We start from the raw sequence: 16,587 nt of genomic DNA on the forward strand, positions 1-16,587 counted from the left end.
CATTGCGTCGGGACTGGCCGCCGAGCACCGCCAACGGTTGTCAGTGGTCGGGCGATTCCGCCGGCCATCGGTAATCTCGACGCTACGTGCTCGGTGCTGTTGGCGCCCGTCTTTCCGGCGGAGTGTCCAGTCCGCTGCGGTGGACATCGCCGGTGCCACCGCACTTTTCAGGTGCATTCCGGACGAATCGATCTCAGGGACCGGCGTGCGATCGGCCCGAGCGCGGCCGGCCCTAGACTGCTGGCGGGGCCGTAGCCCAATTGGCAGAGGCACACGGTTTAGGTCCGTGCCAGTGCGGGTTCGACTCCCGTCGGCCCCACCATTCACCATTCATCGTGTCCGCCCCTTTGCGGGCGCCTACCATCCAGACGACGCAGGCCGCGCAGACACCGGCGGCTGCTGCTCGCTGGTGGCTACTGGATCCCGAGCGAGGCGAGCACCCGGCCCACGTGCCCGGTGGCTTTGACGTTGCGCATGGCCTGCTCGATGCGGCCGTCCGCGCCGATGACGAACGTCGAGCGGATCACCCCGAGCACGGTCTTGCCGTAGTTCTTCTTCTCGCCGTAGGCGCCGTAGGCCGACAGCACCGTGCGGTCAGGGTCCGAGAGCAGGATCAGGTCGAGGTCGGAGTCGGCGGCGAACCTCGCGAGCTTGTCAGGGCTGTCCGGGGACAGCCCGATCACCGTGTACTCGGCGCCGTCCAGTGCCGGGCGCGCTGCGGTGAACTCGCGGGCCTCGGTGGTGCAGCCGGGAGTGCCGGCAGCCGGGTAGGCGAACAAGATCACCTTCCGACCGGCGAAGTCCGATAGCGACACCTGCTTTCCCTCGGCGTCCGGCAGGGTGAAATCGGGGGCCTTGTCGCCGACGGCAGGGCCGGATGGTGCGGTGGAGTTGTCAGCCATACCGTTAGGCTAATGAGCCGGGCCGGCAGCCGATGCCGCCTGGTCCGGGTGAGAGCATCACCCCAACCCGCGGATCCAGCGAGACCCAACAGCACCAGGAGGCGACGTGGCGCGCGACGTCGAAACGATCCAGGCCGAGATAGATCGGGCGCGGAACGCGCTCGCGGTCGCCGTCGACGAGATCAGCGACCGGGCGAACCCGAAGGCGTTGGCCGAGCGTGGCAAGCAGACCGCCGTTGCGACGCTGAACGATCCCAAGGTGAAGTTCCCGTTGATCGGCGTCGGGGTGTTGATCCTGCTGCTGATCATCCGCAAGATCTTCCGCTGAACTGCGGTCGGCGCCCCGGCGGACCGCCGGCTCGTCCGCAGCTCATTGGGCCGCCGCTGCGCGCGTGACGCTGCCGTCGGCAGCGGCCGGGCCGGCTCGGATTTCCCACGTACTCTCGGAGCGTTATGCCAAGCGCTCGTCTCACCGAGAGGTTCTCATGCGGGGTTCGCGTCGTGGGTTCTGCACTGTTACGGCTGCTGCGGTGACGGCGCTGGCGGTGTTGGCGGCAGGTTGCAGTTCCAGCTCCGGCAACGCCGATCCGGCGCCGGTGACGGCGACTGCGCCGGTCACTACCGGCCCCACCGCCCCGACCGGTCCGGCCGCCGGCAGCGACAACACCGGGACGATCGGCGCGACCAGTGTCGCCGGCCGGGTCGTCGTGTCGGACGAACCCACGTCTGCGCCGGCCGGATCCTCCGGTCAGCACCCGGCGCCCAGCAACGGCTCCGGCGCCGCCGCGCCGAGTTCGGCAGCTGTCAGCTCGGCACCGTCGAGCTCGGCTCCGTCGAGTTCGGCACTGTCGAGTTCGGCCCAGGCCAAGCCGAAACCTGTCGCGACCATCAGCTCGACACCGGCGCTCGGCAGCACAAACATCTCGCCGGTCACCCCCATCACCGTCACGGTCGGCAAGGGCACCATCACCACGATCGATCTGGTGAATCCCAGCGGGTATCACGTCAAGGGCAAGCTCTCCGGCGACAAGAAGAGTTGGACAACCGCCGAGGTGCTCGGCTACGGCAAGAAGTACACGCTGACCGGCAGCGCCACCGGCGCCGACGGCAAGGCGGTCCCGATCAAGGGCAGCTACACGGTCGTCACCCCCAAGAACGAGGTGCGCACCACTGTGTATCCGTCGGACGGCATGCAGGTCGGCGTGGCGATGCCGATCATCGTCAAATTCCCGTTCGAACCCGAGGACAAGGCGCTGATCGAGAAGAACGTCTCGGTCACCACCACGCCCAAGGTCGAGGGCTCGTGGGGCTGGGTCAAGCATGACGCCGACGCCAAGGGAAACCCGGTGTGGGGACTGGACTTCCGCCCGAGAACGTACTGGCCGGAAGGCACCAAGGTGCACGTCAGCGCGCAGCTGTACGGACTCAGGTTCGGCGCCGGCGCATACGGCAAGACGGACATCACCAGCGACTTCACCATTGGGCGCAACCAGGTGGTGAAGGCCGACGCCCGTACCCACAAGATCGTTGTGGAGCGGGACGGTCGGCCGGTCGCCACCTACAACGCCTCGTACGGGCAAGAGACCGACACCGTTGCCGGCCACGATCCCAAAGACCGGCAAACCAAATCGGGTGTGCACGTGGTGAACGACATGAAGGAAGACACCGTGATGCGCAGTCCATTGTTCAACTATGCGGAGAAGGAGAAGTGGGCGGTCCGCATCTCGAACAACGGTGAGTTCATCCATGCCAACCCCAACACCATCAACGAGCAGGGTAAGGCGAACGTCAGCCACGGTTGCATCAACCTCTCGCTGGCCGACGCCGAGGCCTACTTCAAGACCGCGATGATCGGCGACCCGGTCGAGGTGACCGGCACCGACGTCACGCTCGGGCCGGCCGACGGCGACATCTTCGACTGGACGTACAGCTACTCCCAGTGGAAAGACTTCTCGGCGGCCAACTGATCCGCGGGGGATCGCTGCTGCCTTCGGGTTGCGGCGCTCGGCGCTCCGTGGCGCAAGCTCAGGCCGAGGCCGTCCACCAATCCGCCTGCGGCGCAGGGGTTCCGGCGACGAAGCGTTCGCCAGGAGCGGGCAGCAGCAGCGCGTCACTGCCGGTGCCACCGCCGGTGCCGGTCTCAGTGTCGGCACCGGTGGCCGCCGCTGCGATGAGGCGCTGCACCGGTTCGGCCCAGTCATGCAGCGCCAGATTGAAGGTGGCCCAGTGGATCGGCAGCAACAGCTTGCCGCCAAGGTCACCGTGCGCCTGCCAGGCCTGCTCGGGATCCATGTGAATATCCGGCCAGTACCGGCTGTACGCGCCGATCGGCAGCACCGTCAGGTCGAAGCCCGAGAAGCGGGCACCGATCTCGGCAAAACCGCTGTGATAGCCGGTGTCTCCGCCGAAGAACACCCGGTGCCCCGGGCCGGCGATCACCCACGACGACCACAGCGTGTCGTTGCGCCGCAGGCTGCGGCCGGAAAAGTGCCTGGCCTCGACGCAGCTGACGGTCAGGTCGCCGACGCGGTGATCGGCACCCCAATCGAGCTCGACGATGCGACCTTCCGCCACGCCCCAGCGCCGCAGGTGCGCTCCGACCCCCACCGGTACCAGGAACGGGGCGCGCTGGGTGCGCACCAGGTGGTCAACGGTGGCCAGGTCGAGATGGTCGTAGTGATCGTGCGAGATCACCACGGCGGAGAGCTCAGGCAGTGCCTGCGGATCAATCGGCAATGGATGTAACCGGCGCGGTCCGGTCACTTGGGTGGGGGACACCCGCTCGCTCCATACCGGATCGCACAGCACCCGCTGGCCGTCAATCTCCAGCAGAACGCTGGCGTGGCCGAGCCAGGTAGCGGCAAGGGCCGCGGGCGGATCCGGGAATGCCGGCGCCATCAAACCTACTGGCGCGGAAGGCTTCCCATGATCGCCGCGACTGGCCATCAGCCGAATCACCTGCGTCGGCGTCAGCGCATCGGCCAGCACGCTTGCCGGGGTGCGGTTGACGAAAGCCCCGTTCCGGTACTGCGGATTGCCGTCGGCGGCGCCGGCCAGTTCCCGCCGGGAGGCGCCCATGGCGTAGCGCAGTTTCCAGCCGAACCGAGCCGCGGCCGCCAGCGCGGCGCCGCCTGCGGCGAGCCCGATCGCCGCGCCGACAGCACGGCGATGTGAGCTACCACTGGCCCCGGCTGTGGATCTCTTGCTGCTCATCGCACCAGTCTGCCTGCTGCCGGGTGGTGTGGTCGCCGTCACTGGAATCCCTCGGCGATGACCGGTTGACGATGGCCCGGCGGCTGTGGCAGCCTCAAGCCAGGTCATGAGTTCCAGCGCACAGCCCCGGCTAGCTGGACGGCAACCCTCCCTCGCGGCGGGGTGCTCCGGGTGAAGACCTGGCATCGCGGTCGAACGACACGATGCAAGCGCGAGCTCGCACGGTAGCGGGCCCTCACCGACGGGAACAATCGCAGTGACCACCGCTCCAGCCTCACCAGCAACCGACAGCGTTCGCGCCGCACAGCGGCCGCTGCAGCTGTGCCGAGCAAAGCTGTTGCGCCCCACCATGTGCTCTCGCCGTCACATCGATCTGCTACGGGTCTCGTCGGCGCTCTGTTGCCACTGATCAGGCACCGGTAACGCCTCGACGCTGTCGGCAGCGAAGCTGACCGCGCGGCGCCGCTGTCGGCGCCACGCCCGGCAGCCGGTGGCGCCGCTGCCCATGCCTGTGCTGGTGCACCGGCTGCCGGGTCTGCCTCGGATATCCCGACCCGGCGGGCCTTCCGGCAGCTCATCCTGCAGTTCCAACCGGCAGCTCATCTGCAGTTCCACCCTGCAGTTCCATCCTGCAGACCAGACGCCATTGCCCTCTGTTTGCCCTGCTCGTCAGATGCTCGTCAGATCCATCGTCCCGTCCCGCGACCGACTCGGCCGGCGGCCAGCAGCACACCGCATTCGGCCGGTGCCGCGGCGGTAGCCGGAACCGTGACGAAATAAACCGTGACGAAATAAACCGTGACGAAACGAACCGTGACGAAAGATCGTTGACCTCAAGGACACCTTCGTGACAGCCACTCCAGTTACTGCCACCTCAACCCGGTCGACGCCGCACCCCGCGGCGCCTACGACCGCAACGCAAGCCATCCCAGCGCCAACAACCGCAGCGCCAACAACTGCACCGCCAACAACTGCGGCGCCAACAACTGCACCGCCAATCACCGCAGCGGATGCCGAATCACCGCCGGCGACTGAGCCGGCGGCGGCACCGAACGCGGCATCGCCACCGCCGGTCGAGCGCCTTCCGGTGGTCGGGGTGCGGCACCCGTGGCGCTGGGTCGGCATCGCTGCGGTACTGGTGCTGTTGGCTCAGCTGGTGCACGGTTTCGTCACCAACCCGGGTTGGGACTGGCCGACGTTCGGCGCCTACTTCGTGTCGGCCACCGTGCTGAAGGCACTATGGGTGACGGTGCAGCTCACCCTGCTCGGAACGGCCCTGGGGTTTGTCCTCGGCACGGTACTGGCAGCAATGCGCTTGTCGCGCAGCAGTTTTCTGCGTGTCGTGTCGTGGAGCTATGTATGGGCGTTTCGTTCCATCCCGTTGATCGTCCAGCTGCTGTTCTGGTTCAACATCGGCTATCTGTACCAAACCCTGCAGGTCGGCGTGCCGTTCGGGCCTGGGCTGTTCTCGGTGCAGACCAACTCGTTGTTCGGGCCGATGGGCGCGGCGGTGATGGGGCTGGCGCTGCACCAGGCGGCCTATGCCGCCGAGATCATCAGGGGCGGCATCGTGTCGGTGGACGCCGGCCAGCTCGAGGCTGCCGCGGCACTGGGCTTGCCCCGCCGCCGTCAGTTCTTCAAAATCGTTCTGCCGCAAGCAATGCGCAGCATCCTGCCGAACGGGGCCAACGAGGTCATCTCGCTGTTCAAGGGCACATCCATCGTGTCGGTGATGGCGATTCCCGAGTTGTTCTACCAGGTTCAGGTGATCTACGGACGCAACGGCAGAGTGGTGCCGCTGTTGATGGTGGCGACGGTGTGGTACATCGTCCTCACCACCGCGCTGTCGATTCTGCAGCACTACTTGGAGCGCCGATTCGGCCGCGGCAGCGAGCGTCATCGAGGCCAATCGGCGGTGCACCGGCTGCGTTCGGGCCTCGCCGCGATCAAGGCCAAGGCGACGGAGTCGGCGGTGACCGGCCGATGAGCGCCGCATCGACCAGTCAGGCGCCGATGATCGAGATCCGCGGCGTGCACAAGTCTTTCGGAGAGCTCACCGTGCTGCGCGGCATCGACCTGCGGATCGACCCAGGAACGGTGACGGCCATCATCGGCCCCAGCGGATCAGGCAAGTCGACCCTGCTGCGCACCATCAATCACCTGGAGCAGGCTGACGCCGGCACTGTCACCGTTGCCGGCACGCTGATCGGCTATCGCCGCCGCGGCGATCGGCTGCATCAGCTGGCCGAGCGGGACCTCCTGCGACAACGCTCGACCATCGGGTTCGTCTTTCAGGATTTCAACCTGTTCGGGCACCTGACGGTGCTGCAGAACGTGATCGAAGCCCCGCTGTCCGCACAACGCCGCAAACGGCGCGAGGTGGAACCACTGGCGCGTGACCTGCTCGCCAGGGTCGGCCTGGCGGACAAGGCCGACGAGTACCCGCGGCGGCTGTCCGGTGGGCAACAGCAGCGGGTCGCCATCGCCAGGGCCCTTGCCCTGCAGCCAGCGGTGATCCTGTTCGACGAGCCGACCAGCGCCCTTGATCCCGAACTGGTCGGCGAGGTGCTCGAGGTGATCGCCGAGCTGGCCCGCTCCGGCGCCACCCTCGTCATCGTCACACACGAGATCGGCTTCGCCCGGCGCATTGCAGACACGGTGGCCTTCATGGACGGCGGCCAGATCGTCGAATCCGGGCCGCCGAACTCAGTTCTCGACCATCCGCAGCACGAGCGCACTCGTGCCTTCCTGTCAAAGGTGTTGTGATGCCACACTTCTCCGGTTTCGCTGGACAGTCAGAATCGAGCCCCAGCCCGACGACGATCGCCATGTCCGGATCGGCCAAGACTTTCCGTTCGCGTCGGTCGCTGCTGCGCTGGGCCGCGGTATCGGTCGTGGGTTTTTTCGGGTTGACCGCCTGCGCCACCCCGGACGACGCGGCGCCGACGGTACGGGTCGCGGCGCAGCCGGCCGCCGCCGGGCAGAGCGCCGGGCCGGGCGAAACCGGCGCGAGTAGCGCCGGCGTCAACCTCAGCCCGCAACAGAACCGGATCACCACCCCCAAGGTGGACAGCATTGCCGCGCTGGTACCCGCCGACATCCGCAAGCGGGGGACCCTGGTGGTGACCGGATCCGCCGGCAGCGCGCCGCCGCTGCGTTTCTACGCCGATGACGACAAGACGGTGATCGGCGCCGAGACCGACCTCGCCTACTTGTTCGCCGACGTGCTCGGTCTGAAGGTGGAGCTACGGGCAGCGGACTGGGCACAGAACTTCGTCCAGATCGACTCCGGCAAGGCGGATGCCTTCATCTCCAATGTGACGGTCACCGAGCAGCGCAAGCAGAAGTACGACTTCGCCACCTACCGCAAGGACGACGTGGCATTCGAGGTGGGAAAGAACGTCAGCGGCGCCATCACCCGGCCGAAAGACGCTGCCGGACTGAAGATTGCCGTCAGCTCCGGCACCAACCAGGAGCAGCTGCTGCTGGACTGGAACAAGCAGAACCAGGCCGCCGGGTTGCAGCCGATCGAGATCTCCTACTACCAGAACGCCACCGATTACTACCTTGCCCTGGGTTCCGGCCGCATCGACGCCTACCTCGGGCCGAATCCCAGTGCCGCTTACCACGTCGCCGTCACCGGGCAGACCCGGATCGCGGGTGTGGTGTCCGGTGCCGGGGACGCGCTGCAGGGCGAGATCGCCGTGCTCACCAAGAAGGGCAACGGGTTGGCGCCGGCGTACGCGGCCGCGATCAACGAGACCATCGCCAACGGCAGCTACGCGAAGGTGCTGGGGCGATGGAACCTGAGCTCGGAGGCCGTCAGCAGATCCGCCGTCAACCCACCCGGTCTGCCGGCTGAGGGGTGATCTGAGAAAAGCCCGTAGCGGCAGCCTTTTCGGTGCTTGCCGCCGACCATTGCCCATCAGCGTGATTGATTCGCCCTTCAGGAGATTCACGACCATGTCAGTTGTTCTCTCGCTTTCCGGAAGTCCATCGGCAAGCTCCCGCACCAACGCGGTGCTCGCTCACATCGGCCGCCGACTTCAGGTGGCCGGCCACCAGGTGCAGCAGCTGTCGCTGCGTGACCTGCCGGCTGCGGCGTTGTTGGCCGGCGACCGGACCGATCCGCAGGTCGCCGCCGCGGTCCAGCGCGTGGTCGAGGCCGATGCGCTGGTGCTCGGGTCACCGGTGTACCAGGCGGCGTACTCCGGCCTGTTGAAAACCTTCCTCGACCTGTTGCCGCAGAACGCCTTCCGCGGCAAGGCCGTACTTCCGGTGGTCACCGGCGGCTCACCGGCGCACGTGCTGGCAGTGGACTATGCGCTACGGCCGGTGCTGCACAGCCTCGGTGCCGACCACGTCGGTCCCGGCTGGTTCGTGCTGGCCAGGCACGTCCGGCTGTACCCGGACGGCGGTGCGGTGCTGGATCCGGAGGCGGCCACCCCACTGGCCGAGGTCACCGGCGGATTCCTGCGTCAGCTCGACGCCCGCGCGCTGTTGACCCAGCCGACGACACCGGCACCATCGGCCCAGCCCACCGGTACCGCCGACCCGGCCTCAGTCGCCGGGTCGGCCGCCGTTGCCGGATCGGCCGCGGTCGCCGGACCGGCGGCAGTTGCTCGATCGGATGCGGCCGGGCCGGTGGTGCGGGTGCGGGTCGTCCGCGACGGTGACCCGGCGCTCGCCCCGCTGCTCGCCGAACTCAAGGTGGAGTACGGCACCAGGTACGGCCGGGTGAATCCCAACACCGAGCTCACCGAGGTCGACGCCGACGAGTTCCACGAGCCGAATGGGGTCTTCCTGGTGCTGGAACGGGACGGTCACACCATCGCCGGCGGTGCGCTGCGCCGCAAAGCCGCTGACACCGCTGAAGTCAAACGCGTCTGGACCGATCACCGCGAGCGTCGGCAGGGCCTCGGCCGCAGGGTGCTCGACGAGCTGGAGCGGGCCGCGGTGCGGCTGGGCTACCGCCGCCTGTACCTGACCACCGGGCCACGGCAGCCGGAGGCGGTCGCGCTGTACCGGGCGGCGGGCTACCGGCCCCAGTTCGACGTCGCCGCCGACCCGGAAACCATTGGTCCGCTTGCCTTTGTGAAGGAGCTGACCGCGGCTATCCCGGCGGACCCGACCGGTACCGAGCCGACGGCGGCGGCACCGGCGTTGCGGCCGGCCCTGGCGGGAGCGGATCGATGAGCGGCTATGTGGTGGGACTGGAGCTGGCCACCGACACCGCCAACCCCGGCTACTACCGGCGGGTGGTCACCGCGGCGGAAGCAGCCGGCGTGACGCTGGTGACGTTGTCGGACTCGCTCGGCGCCCCCACCGCAAGGCTGCAACTCGACGCCGTTGGCGTTGCCGGCCTGCTCGCGCCGATCACCCACCGGATCGGGCTGGTCCCGACGGTCACCACCACCCACACCGAGCCGTTTCACCTGCAGGCCCAGATCGCCAGCATCGACTTTGCCTCGCAGGGCCGCGCCGGGTGGCAGGTGGCGGTGTCGTCGACGCAGCAGGAAGCCGACCAGGTGGGTCGCCGGCAGCCGGCCGCACCGGCCGAGCTGTGGCGCGAGGCCGGCGAGGTGATCGAGGTGAGCCGGCTGCTCTGGGATTCCTGGGAGGACGATGCGGAGATCCGGGACGAGCTCACCGGCCGATTCATCGACAGGGACAAGCTGCACTACGTCGACTACATCGGCCGGAGCTTCAGCGTGAAGGGTCCGTCCATTGTGCCGAGGCCGCCGCAGGGCCAGCCGGTGATCGTGCTCGAACTCGCCGAGCAGGCGGCCGCTGCGGTTGCCGGGTCGGCCGATGTGCTGATCGTGCAGGGAGCGGTGCAGCGCCCCGAGCAGCGCCCAGCACAGCGGGTACTGGCCGATCTCGGTGCGGCCCAGCAGGTATCACCCGATGCCGCTATCGATCTGCACCGCGCCGGCTGGGACGGCATCAGGGTCGCCGTCCGTGACGCGGCTGACCTCACCGCGCTGCTCGACCGGCTGTTGCCGCCACTGCGCGCCGAGCAACTGGTGAACCCTCGCGGCGGCACCGGCCGGACCCTGCGCAATGCGCTGGGGCTGCCGCGACCGAACAATCGCTTCGCGGCACCCGGCGCGACAGCGGCCGGCCCGGCGGACGGTGCCGCCGCGCGCCGCGTGGAAGGAGCCTTGCAGTGACATCACCGTCCAACCGCCGCGGTGCCGGCAAGCAACAGCTGCACCTGGCGGCGCACTTCCCCGGCGTCAACAACACCACCGTCTGGAGCGACCCGGAATCCCGTTCGCAGATCGAGTTCCGATCGTTCGCGGAGCTGGCCGCCACCGCAGAGCGTGGCCTTTTCGACTTTTTCTTTCTGGCCGAGGGGCTGCGGCTGCGCGAGGTCAACGGCCGCATCCACGATCTCGACGTTGTCGGTCGCCCGGAATCCCTCACCGTGCTGAGCGCGCTGGCCGGCGTCACCGAACGGCTCGGCCTGGCCGCGACCGTCAACGCCACCTTCAACGAGCCGTACGAGCTGGCCAAGCGGTTCGGCACCCTCGACCTGCTGTCCGGCGGCCGGGCCGCGTGGAACGTGGTGACCAGCTCCGACGCTTTCACCGGCGAGAACTTCCGCCGCGGCGGGTACTTGGATCACGCCGACCGCTACACCAGAGCCGCCGAAGCGGTGCGGGCCGCCAGGGCGCTGTGGGACTCGCCCGCCGACGATGGTCAGTTCCGTTTCACCGGAAAGCATTTCGACATCTCCGGGCGGTTCACGCTGCCAGAGTTGCCGCAGGGGCATCCGGTCGTCATCCAGGCAGGCGACTCTGCGCAGGGCCGCGACTTCGCCGCCGCCGAGGCGGATGTGGTGTTCACCCGGCACGGGTCACTGGCCGCGGGGCAGGAGTTCTACCGCGACCTGAAATCGCGCCTGCCGGGGCACGGGCGCAGCGCCGAGTCGCTGAAGATCATGCCGGGCGTCAGCGTTGTGGTCGGCGACACCGACGCGGAGGCGGAGGAGAAGGCCGCCCACATCCGACGTCAACAAGTATCCGGCGCAACAGCTCTCGGCCTGGCGCAGCTGCTGTGGGGAATTGACCTGTCGGATCGCGATCCCGACGGCCCGCTGCCCGCGGAAGATCCGGTGCTCGACTCGGCCGTGGTGCAGGGCCGGGTGCGGCCAACCGATCCGGTGGGCACGGTGGCGAGGTGGCGCGCGGCGGCGGCCGAGAATGGGTGGACGCTGCGCGAAACCGTGATAGCGCAACAGAACCGGCAGTCGTTCATCGGATCGCCGGAGACGGTGGCGACCGCGATGGATGAGTTCGTGCAGCAGCGAGCCGCCGACGGTTACATTCTGGTGCCGCATCTGACCCCTGGAGGACTCGACGATGTGGTCGAGCGAGTGGTGCCGGTGTTGCAGGAGCGCGGGGTGTTCCGCACCGAGTACGTCGGCAGCACGCTGCGCGAACACCTGGGATTGCCGCGGCCGAAGGGCGCCCGATCGTCAGGTGCAGCCTGAGATGCCTGACGCCGCTGCGCCGGTGGTGGTCTTCGTCGGCGGGGGACCGCGGGTCACCAGCCTGCTGGAACGGTTGTCCGCCAACGCCTCTGCCGCCGGCAGCGGGCCGATGAAAGTTCATGTCGTCGATCCACACCCGCCCGGCGCCGGCCGGATCTGGCGGCAGCGGCAGTCGCGGTTGCTCTGGATGAACTCGGTGGCCGGCGACGTCACCCTGTTCACCGACGAATCGGTCACCATCGAGGGGCCGCACCGGCCCGGCCCAACCTTGGCCGAGTGGATTGCCGGAGCCGGCCGGACCTTGCTGGCCGCGCACGGTATCGATCCGTCGACTACAGCGCTGGGCGGCAACGACTTTGTGCCGCGCGAGGTTGCCGGGCACTACCTGGCGTGGGCATTCGACCGGGCCGCCGCTGCGCTGCCGCCGGGTAGCAGGGTGTACCGGCATACCGACTCCGCGGTCGCGGTGACCGACGATGTCGAAGGGCGGCAACGGATTCGGCTCGCCGGCGGCGCGTGCCTGGCAGCGGATCTGGTGGTGCTGGCCCAGGGATATCTGGACAGGACACCCGAACCGGCTGAGCAGGTACTCGCCGATCACGCGGTGCGAGTCGGTGCGCGCAATGTGCCGCCCGGTTACACCGCCGATCTCGACCTGAGCGGGCTGGGCGCGGGGCAACCGGTGCTGGTGCGCGGCTTCGGACTGGCCTTCATCGACCTGATGGTGTTGCTCACCCAGGGGCGGGGCGGCAGGTTCGATACCCGCTCCGACGGCACTCTGGCGTACCGACGAAGCGGCGCGGAGCCGCGGCTGATCGTCGGCTCCCGCCGCGGAGTGCCGTACCACGCCAAGCTCGGATACCAGTTGCCCGCGACGGGACCGAGCCTGCCGGAGTATCTGCCGAGCCCAGGATCATTTGCTCCGGACGGGTACGACTATCGGCGCGACATCGCCCCGCTGGTCGCCGCGGAACTCCGGGCCGCGCACTACCGGCGGTTGTTCGACGCGCATCCGGAGCGTTGCTCGGGCCGGTGGTCGGAACTGCGCGCCGCCCTCGAAGCCGGCGCCGCAGGCAGCGCCGATCAACTCCGACGTCAGGTGCCCGACCCGCGCGACCGGTTCGACCTCGACCGGCTGAATCGGCCGCTGGCCGGCCGCCGCTGGGCTGGTGCGGGAGTGGAACAGGCTGTGCGGCAGCACATTAGGGCAGACCTGGCGCGCCGGGCCGATCCGCGCTTCTCGCCAGATCGAGCGGTCTTCGACCGGCTGCTCACCGTGCACGGCACCCTCGCTGCCATGGCGGCGGCAGGCGCGTTGACCGCGGACGACCGGGTCAGGCACGTCGAGGGTGAGTTCCACAGCCTGTTCTCGTTCCTGGCCAGCGGACCACCGCCGCGGCGACTGTCCGAGCTGCTGGCGCTGAACGAAGCCGGGGTGGTGCGGTTCGCCGGACCGGATCTGCAGATCACCCCGGTGGATGCAGGTTTCAGAGCCGACAGCCCAGCCAGCCCGACCAGCTGGACCGCCGCCACCCTGGTGGACGCCCGACTGCCGCGCACCGAGGCCTCCGCCGTCACCGACCCGCTGCTGCGCGGGCTGCTCGCCGACGGAGAACTGGCGCACGGCAACGGAAAACTGCTCGCGGACGTCAGGGCAAGGGCCGTCCGGGCGGACGGCACCGCGCACCCCCGTCGGTACCTGCTCGGTCCGTCGGTTGCCGGCTCGGCCGGGTCGGCCGGCTTCGCCCGGCCGGGATTCAATGCGCCGTCGCTGCGGCAGAACGATGCGGTGGCAAGGGATCTGCTTTCGCAGCTGCGGGAGATCACCGATCGGCGGGCACGCCCGCGCGCCGTTGCGCTGGCCGGATCTCGCTGAGCGGGCCGGTCAGGGCACAGCAGCGGTGAGCCGCCGCGCCAACTCGGCCACCGTCTGTTGGAGTTCGGTGCCGCCGAGCACGGTGAAGTCGCCCGGCGTGGCGGCGAGTTGCTCGGCGTACCAGTACGGGTTGCTGGTGGTGCCGGTCAGCCGGGTGCGGTCGGCGCCCAGCGGCTCCAAGGTGCCGAGCGCGCCCGGAAGGCACCGCCGGGCCTGCGCCAACGGCACCTGCAGGATGACCTCGGTGGCGTACTCCCAACCCCGGGAGAGGTGCCGCTCAAGGAACGCGACCGGGTCGAAAGCCGCTGGCGGCGTGAAGGTTTCGGCGCTGACGGTGACGGTGCTGACCCGATCGACCCGGTAGGCGCGGGTGGCTCGCGGGCGGTGCGCATAGTTCAGCAGGTACCAGCGTCCGTGCCGCACCACCACACCCCACGGATCAACGTCGGACTGCCATTGCCGCCCGGATTCGGACCGGTAGTCGAGGGTCACCCTGCGGTGCTCGGAACACGCCGCCACCAGGGTGGCCGTGACGGCCGGGTCCGGACGCGCCGCAGCCGGATCGGGCGCCGCGGCGGCCGTGCGCCTGACCGCCTCCGCCTGGGCCGCGACCGGAGCCGGCAGCGCCCGAATGATCTTGCCGAGCGCAACCCCGACCGGGTCGTCCGGGTCGCTGGCGGCATGGTGCCCGTCCAGCACCGCCATCACAAGGCCAAGCGCCTCGGCGGAGCCGAACACCAACGGCGGCAGGCGAAGTCCGCGCCCCAGCCGGTACCCGCCGTAGCGTCCCCTGACGGTTTCCACCGCGATGTCGGCCTCGCGCAGCACCTGAACGTAGCGCCGGGCGGCTCGTTCGGAAACTGCCAGCTCCCTGGCCAGACCGCCGGCGGTGATGCCCGGCTGCTCCTGCAGCAGTTGCAGGGTGCGCAACGCCCGAACGGTCGGGTTGACCGCAAGGTCGGCGGCAGCCATCTCAACATTCTTGCACTTAACCGGACGGGATTCTGCCGGTATCCGATCTAGCGTCCCTCGGCATGACCAACGACAATGCTGCTCCCTCCGGCCCGACCGGGCCGGCCGCGTCAATCGGGCCGGCCGGGCCGGCCGCGTCAACCGCGCCGGATGCGTCGGCCGCGCCGGACGACGGCGGTCAACACATCGACCAGACCGCCGCCGAGGCCGGCGGGGATTCCGCATGGGTGCCGGCGCCGTGGGAACCGCCGGTGGCCGGTACCGAACTTGAGCATCTGCTCGGTGCGCTGGACAGGCAGCGGGCCACGTTCCGCTGGAAGGCTGATGGACTCGACCGGACGGCGCTGAACGTGACGATCGGCGCGTCCGCACTCACCCTCGGCGGCTTGCTCAAACACCTCGCGATGGTGGAGGACGAGAAGGTCACCGTGTGGCTCACGGGCGAGCCGCTGGGGGAGCCGTGGACGTCGCTCGGCGGACCACCGGAAGGCGCCGACGCCGACGGCTGGATCTTCGGCTCGGCCGCCGCCGACAGCCCGGAGCAGCTGTACGAGCTGTACGACGGTGCGGTGCGGCGGGCCCGCGCGAAGCTCGCGGCCGCGGCGGCCGACGGCGGGCTGGACCAGCCGATCAGCCTGAGCTTCGGCAGTGACGGACATCTCAGCTTGCGCCGGATGCTGTTCGACCTGCTCGAGGAGTACGGGCGGCATACCGGGCATGCCGACCTGTTGCGTGAGGCCATCGACGGTCGGGTCGGTGAAGACCCGCCGTCCGACTGGCGGCCGCCAGGTCTGCGCGAGGGCGACGAGGCGTCATGACATCCCGACGCCCACCGGCGGAACCCGCTGCGACGTTTCCGGTTCACGCGCTCTCGGCGGACACCTGGCCGGCGTTCGAGGCACTTGCCTTGCGGCACAACGGCGTCTGGAACGGCTGTTGGTGCACCTGGTTCCACTCCCGCGAGCTGTTGCGGCCGGGTGAGTCGGGGCGGGAGTTCAAGCAGCGTCTGGTGAAGGAGAGAAAGGCCCATGCTGCGCTGGTATTCGACGGTGAGGGCCCGGATGCCGAGGCCATCGGTTGGGCCGAGTACGGACCTCCGGACGAGCTGCCGCGGATCTACCACCGTAAAGAGATCGAGGCGCGCGACGAGCCGGCGCCGGACTACCGCATCACCTGCTTTTTCGTCGACCGGCGTTATCGGCGCAAGGGAGTGGCCGCGGTGGCGCTGGACGGCGTGGTGCGGCTGGTGGCCGAGGCCGGCGGGCGAGTGCTGGAGAGCTATCCGCGAGACACCAACGGCGCCAGGATGTCTGCGTCGTTCCTGTACAACGCCACCCGCAGCATGTTCGAGCGAGCCGGGTTCAGCTACATCGCGCCGAAAGGTCAGTTCAACTGCATCATGCGGCTGACCGTGCCCGGCGCTCGGCGAGCCCGATCGAGAGGCTCGAATAGGTGATCAGGGATGGTCGCCGGAGCCCGAACCGGGGCGCTGGTGGGCAGCAGCGTCGTCCGCCGGGGGCAGCGTGACGTGCTCGGTGGGATACAGCCCGGCCACCAGGGCGTAGCTGCGCTCGCCGGTACGGGGCAGCGCGGAGAACTCGGCGAACAGAGCGATCATCTTGCGCCAGAACGGTTCTGCCTGATCTTCGGGAATATGCGCGTAGCGCAGCAGCGCCCGCAGCTGGTCGTTGCGGTGGGCCGCGACAGATTCCGCCGCTGCCGTCGGCAGGTAGTTGGGCACCAGCGGCAACTGCTCGGCGCTGATCTTGCCGACATAGAACGTTCTGGCGACCCGGCCGTACCAGCGTTCGTCGATGGCGCGCACCTTGCGCGTCCGCACCACCTTGATCAGCCCGGCGTCCAGCAGCTTGGCCACGTGGTAGGCCACGGTGCTGGGTGGCCGGCCCACCGCGTCGGCCAGTTCGGCGACCGTGGCCGCGCGTTCCAGCAGCAGGTCAACCAGCTCCTCGCGCAGGGGATGGAACAGCGCTTTCAGCTCAGCGGTCGAGCTGATGATCCGGACGTCCTCCAGCTGGTAGTCGGGTCGGTCGACCGGTGTCGGATCGGTCTCCGGGTTAATGCTCGACATTTCTGGATCATTCCTGTTAGGTTTCATCGATCGACAA

The 16,587-nt window shown here is 68.9% G+C and carries 16 protein-coding genes, 1 tRNA gene and 1 riboswitch; of the genes, 13 read left to right on the forward strand and 4 right to left on the reverse strand.

Features of this window, described 5'->3' with window-relative positions; all coding sequences use genetic code 11:
- Nucleotides 1-245 precede the first annotated feature (245 nt).
- Nucleotides 246-322 (forward strand) — tRNA-Leu (locus tag HKD39_RS16345).
- Between the two features lie 91 nt (nucleotides 323-413).
- On the opposite strand, the gene HKD39_RS16350 is transcribed toward HKD39_RS16345, so the two are convergent.
- Nucleotides 414-902, reverse strand: a complete 489-nt coding sequence (locus HKD39_RS16350; RefSeq protein ID WP_171200945.1) for a peroxiredoxin — start codon at nucleotides 900-902, stop codon at nucleotides 414-416.
- A 106-nt stretch (nucleotides 903-1,008) separates the two neighbouring features.
- Between HKD39_RS16350 and HKD39_RS16355 the strand changes: the two genes are divergently transcribed.
- Together HKD39_RS16355 and HKD39_RS16360 are read left to right on the forward strand one after the other, a co-directional pair.
- Nucleotides 1,009-1,230 (forward strand): DUF3618 domain-containing protein, encoded by a 222-nt coding sequence (locus HKD39_RS16355; protein ID WP_171200946.1) that lies wholly within the window; start codon nucleotides 1,009-1,011, stop codon nucleotides 1,228-1,230.
- 202 nt (nucleotides 1,231-1,432) lie between these two features.
- On the forward strand, nucleotides 1,433-2,869 hold the full coding sequence (locus HKD39_RS16360; RefSeq protein ID WP_171200947.1) for an Ig-like domain-containing protein: 1,437 nt from the start codon (nucleotides 1,433-1,435) through the stop codon (nucleotides 2,867-2,869).
- Between the two features lie 58 nt (nucleotides 2,870-2,927).
- Here HKD39_RS16360 and HKD39_RS16365 read toward each other — a convergent pair whose 3' ends face one another.
- Nucleotides 2,928-4,115 (reverse strand): MBL fold metallo-hydrolase, encoded by a 1,188-nt coding sequence (locus HKD39_RS16365; protein WP_171200948.1) that lies wholly within the window; start codon nucleotides 4,113-4,115, stop codon nucleotides 2,928-2,930.
- A gap of 102 nt (nucleotides 4,116-4,217) precedes the next feature.
- Nucleotides 4,218-4,333, forward strand: a riboswitch (SAM riboswitch).
- Between the two features lie 131 nt (nucleotides 4,334-4,464).
- Between HKD39_RS16365 and HKD39_RS20830 the strand changes: the two genes are divergently transcribed.
- The 8 genes from HKD39_RS20830 to HKD39_RS16400 all read left to right on the forward strand — a co-directional run bounded on the left by HKD39_RS20830 (nucleotide 4,465) and on the right by HKD39_RS16400 (nucleotide 13,489).
- Entirely contained in the window at nucleotides 4,465-4,524 is a 60-nt protein-coding gene (locus tag HKD39_RS20830; protein WP_425488466.1) for a putative leader peptide, read from the forward strand.
- Nucleotides 4,525-5,112: 588 nt separating this feature from the next.
- On the forward strand, nucleotides 5,113-6,102 hold the full coding sequence (locus HKD39_RS16370; protein WP_171200995.1) for an amino acid ABC transporter permease: 990 nt from the start codon (nucleotides 5,113-5,115) through the stop codon (nucleotides 6,100-6,102).
- Nucleotides 6,099-6,881 (forward strand): amino acid ABC transporter ATP-binding protein, encoded by a 783-nt coding sequence (locus tag HKD39_RS16375; protein WP_343074754.1) that lies wholly within the window; start codon nucleotides 6,099-6,101, stop codon nucleotides 6,879-6,881. The genes HKD39_RS16370 and HKD39_RS16375 overlap by 4 nt, the downstream gene beginning before the upstream one ends.
- Before the next feature lie 62 nt (nucleotides 6,882-6,943).
- Nucleotides 6,944-7,984, forward strand: coding sequence for a transporter substrate-binding domain-containing protein (locus HKD39_RS16380; protein WP_171200996.1), 1,041 nt, complete (start codon nucleotides 6,944-6,946; stop codon nucleotides 7,982-7,984).
- 94 nt (nucleotides 7,985-8,078) lie between these two features.
- Nucleotides 8,079-9,311 (forward strand): NADPH-dependent FMN reductase, encoded by a 1,233-nt coding sequence (gene ssuE, locus HKD39_RS16385; RefSeq protein WP_171200949.1) that lies wholly within the window; start codon nucleotides 8,079-8,081, stop codon nucleotides 9,309-9,311.
- Nucleotides 9,308-10,288 carry an LLM class flavin-dependent oxidoreductase gene (locus HKD39_RS16390; protein ID WP_171200950.1) on the forward strand — a complete coding sequence of 327 codons (981 nt, stop codon included), beginning with the start codon at nucleotides 9,308-9,310 and terminating at the stop codon, nucleotides 10,286-10,288. The genes ssuE and HKD39_RS16390 overlap by 4 nt, the downstream gene beginning before the upstream one ends.
- A gap of 38 nt (nucleotides 10,289-10,326) precedes the next feature.
- Complete coding sequence (locus HKD39_RS16395) at nucleotides 10,327-11,613, forward strand: NtaA/DmoA family FMN-dependent monooxygenase (RefSeq protein ID WP_171200997.1); 1,287 nt, start codon at nucleotides 10,327-10,329, stop codon at nucleotides 11,611-11,613.
- Between the two features lies 1 nt (nucleotide 11,614).
- Nucleotides 11,615-13,489 (forward strand): FAD/NAD(P)-binding protein, encoded by a 1,875-nt coding sequence (locus HKD39_RS16400; protein ID WP_171200951.1) that lies wholly within the window; start codon nucleotides 11,615-11,617, stop codon nucleotides 13,487-13,489.
- A gap of 9 nt (nucleotides 13,490-13,498) precedes the next feature.
- Here the strand turns inward: HKD39_RS16400 and HKD39_RS16405 are convergent, their stop codons facing one another.
- On the reverse strand, nucleotides 13,499-14,461 hold the full coding sequence (locus HKD39_RS16405) for a helix-turn-helix transcriptional regulator (RefSeq protein ID WP_171200952.1): 963 nt from the start codon (nucleotides 14,459-14,461) through the stop codon (nucleotides 13,499-13,501).
- Between the two features lie 62 nt (nucleotides 14,462-14,523).
- Between HKD39_RS16405 and HKD39_RS16410 the strand changes: the two genes are divergently transcribed.
- Both HKD39_RS16410 and HKD39_RS16415 read left to right on the forward strand, forming a co-directional pair.
- Nucleotides 14,524-15,279 carry a mycothiol transferase gene (locus tag HKD39_RS16410; protein WP_212754658.1) on the forward strand — a complete coding sequence of 252 codons (756 nt, stop codon included), beginning with the start codon at nucleotides 14,524-14,526 and terminating at the stop codon, nucleotides 15,277-15,279.
- On the forward strand, nucleotides 15,276-15,917 hold the full coding sequence (locus HKD39_RS16415; protein WP_171200953.1) for a GNAT family N-acetyltransferase: 642 nt from the start codon (nucleotides 15,276-15,278) through the stop codon (nucleotides 15,915-15,917). The genes HKD39_RS16410 and HKD39_RS16415 overlap by 4 nt, the downstream gene beginning before the upstream one ends.
- Here the strand turns inward: HKD39_RS16415 and HKD39_RS16420 are convergent, their stop codons facing one another.
- A complete protein-coding gene (locus HKD39_RS16420) occupies nucleotides 15,918-16,550 on the reverse strand; it encodes an ArsR/SmtB family transcription factor (RefSeq protein WP_171200954.1) in 633 nt (210 codons plus the stop codon).
- Between the last annotated feature and the right edge of the window lie 37 nt (nucleotides 16,551-16,587).

The organism is Nakamurella aerolata (genome assembly GCF_013002705.1).
GTDB lineage: Bacteria > Actinomycetota > Actinomycetes > Mycobacteriales > Nakamurellaceae > Nakamurella > Nakamurella aerolata.